Annotated in this window: 3 protein-coding genes; all 3 read left to right on the top strand. The window is 53.6% G+C overall.

What is annotated here, in order from left to right:
* Positions 1-621, top strand: a 621-nt coding sequence (locus tag PHE17_RS21640; RefSeq protein WP_301018006.1) for a TIGR01212 family radical SAM protein, incomplete at its 5' end; no start/stop codon positions are given.
* Positions 605-1,645, top strand: coding sequence for a 4-phosphoerythronate dehydrogenase (locus PHE17_RS21635; protein ID WP_301018007.1), 1,041 nt, complete (start codon positions 605-607; stop codon positions 1,643-1,645). The genes PHE17_RS21640 and PHE17_RS21635, both read left to right, overlap by 17 nt.
* 12 nt (positions 1,646-1,657) lie before the next feature.
* Positions 1,658-2,608 (top strand): biotin synthase BioB (gene bioB / locus PHE17_RS21630; RefSeq protein WP_301018005.1); only part of this gene is annotated, 951 nt, incomplete at its 3' end.

Below are 2,608 nucleotides of genomic sequence, written 5' to 3'. Positions count from 1 at the left end.
GTGCTGAAGCCCTTGTATGACCAAGCCTTGGCAGAACCCGATGTGATTGGCTTGAGCATCGGCACACGCCCCGATTGCGTCCCCGATGTGGTATTGGATTTACTGGCTGATTACCAAGCGCAAGGCTACGAGGTTTGGCTGGAGTTAGGGTTACAATCCAGCTTTGATGCGACCTTGGCACGGGTCAACCGGGGGCATGGCTTTGCTGCCTATGCTGATGCCGTGCAACGTGCCCATGCCCGCAGCTTACAGGTCTGTACCCACTTGATTGTCGGTTTGCCGGGGGAAACGTTGGTGCATAACCTAGCTACACTGGAACGGGTGCTGGCGCTAGGGACGCAAGGCTTGAAACTGCACCCGCTGCATATTGTCAAAGGGACGCAATTGGCGAATGAATGGCGGCGCGGTGAATACCAACCGCTGACTTTGGAAGGCTACGTGGATACGGCGGTTGCGCTGATCCGGCAGACCCCGCCGGAAATCATTTTCCATCGTGTTACTGCCACCGCATCCCCCGACATCCTGCTTGCCCCTGCGTGGTGCAGCCAGAAATGGCGGGTACTAAACACCATTACCGAACGATTAGGAGCAAACGGCTGTGCCGATGATTACACTGGATGAAAATATCCCCTACGCAGAGCAGGCTTTCGATACCTTGGGGCAAACCCGGCTGCTGGCGGGGCGGCGTATCAGCAATGCCGATTTACAGGATACCGACATATTGGTAGTGCGTTCTGTCACCAAAGTGAATGCGCAACTGCTGGCAGGCACACCTGTGCGTTTCGTTGCCACCGCCACGGCGGGTTTTGACCACATTGACCTTGACTACCTACACGGGCAGGGTATCGGCTTTGCGCGTGCCCCCGGTTGCAATGCAGTATCAGCGGCCGAATATGTGCTTGCTGCCATCAGCCATTGGTCATTGTTACGCAATAAGCCCTTGCAGGAATGCAGCATCGGCATCGTCGGGCACGGCAATGTTGGCTCACGGGTCAGGCGTTTGTGTGAAAGTATCGGGATGCGCTGCATTGTCAATGACCCACCATTGCAGGAACAGGGGGGCATGGGCTTATACCCGCTGGAAACTGTCCTTGCCTGCGATATTGTCACCCTGCACGTACCATTTACCCGTACTGGTAGGCGTCCGACCTACCGCTTGCTGGATGCGCGGCAAATTGCCCGCTTACGTCCCGGAACCCTGCTACTGAATACCGCCCGTGGTGGGGTAGTGGATGAAGGGGCGTTGATGTCCCGCCTGCAATCCTATTTTGATCTGGATGTGGTGCTGGACACGTGGGAAAACGAGCCGGGCATTAATGGGAAAATGCTCCAACACACGTTGCTTGGTACACCGCATATTGCGGGTTACAGTTTGGATGGAAAAATTCGGGGAACGGAGATGGTGTATCAGGCATGTTGCCAATTCCTCCATGCACACCCCGCTTGGGGTTCCCCGCTCGAACCTGTATCCCCCAAGCCTTGCAGCCAAGACCAACGTTGGGATGTCCTCAACGCCTACGACATCCGTGAAGACGATGCACTGCTGAAAACATTGCTGTGGAGTAAGTTTCTGGAAACTGGAACTTACTTTGACCAGTTACGCAAACATTACCCGGCACGGCGGGAATTTAGTGGTTTATCTTGAAGGAAAGTGAAAATGCCTGAATTACGCCATGATTGGCAGCTTGAGGAAATTAACGAGTTGTTGGGTCTGCCATTTGCCGACTTGATGTTCAAAGCACATCAGGTACACAGGGAGAATTTCCACGCAAACCAGATACAAATTAGTACCCTATTGAGTATTAAAACAGGAGCCTGCCCAGAAGATTGCGGTTACTGTGCGCAAAGCGGCAAGCATAAAACCAAGTTGGAAACTGAAAGCCTACTATCGCTGGAAACAGTGGTTCAGTCAGCGCAAGCGGCGCAGGGGCAAGGTGCTACCCGTTTCTGCATGGGGGCTGCATGGCGCAACCCAACCGACACCAATCTTGGTCGTGTGATTGAGATGGTGCAGGCGGTCAAGGCAATCGGGATGGAAACCTGCATCACCTTGGGTATGTTGACCGGACAGCAGGCACAACGCCTCAAGATGGCTGGATTGGACTATTACAACCATAACCTCGACACCTCGCCAGAGTTTTACGGCAATGTTATTACTACGCGCACATATCAGGACAGGTTGGACACACTGGATCATGTCCGTAAGGCAGGCATTAATGTCTGTTCTGGCGGAATTCTCGGCATGGGGGAAAGCCGCCATGACCGTGCCAGCCTTTTACAGCAATTGGCTAACCTTAAGCCCCACCCCGACTCCGTGCCACTCAATGACTTGGTAAGGGTTGAAGGTACGCCTTTGGCCACATCCACCAAACTTGATCCATTTGAGTTTATCCGCACGGTTGCAGCAGCCCGGATCATGATGCCAAAGTCGTATGTGCGTTTGTCCGCAGGCCGTGCCGGGATGACAGATGAGGCACAGGCATGGTGTTTTTTTGCAGGGGCAAATTCAATTTTCTATGGTGAACGATTGCTGACAACTGATAATCCATCTGAGGAAGGGGATCAGCAACTGTTTGCAAGGTTGGGACTCCAAGTAGAGGCTATGCCT

Origin of the sequence: Thiothrix sp. (genome assembly GCF_028714775.1) — a bacterium.
In the GTDB taxonomy this organism is placed as follows: Bacteria; Pseudomonadota; Gammaproteobacteria; order Thiotrichales; family Thiotrichaceae; genus Thiothrix.
This window is presented reverse-complemented; position numbering and strand designations above follow the sequence as displayed.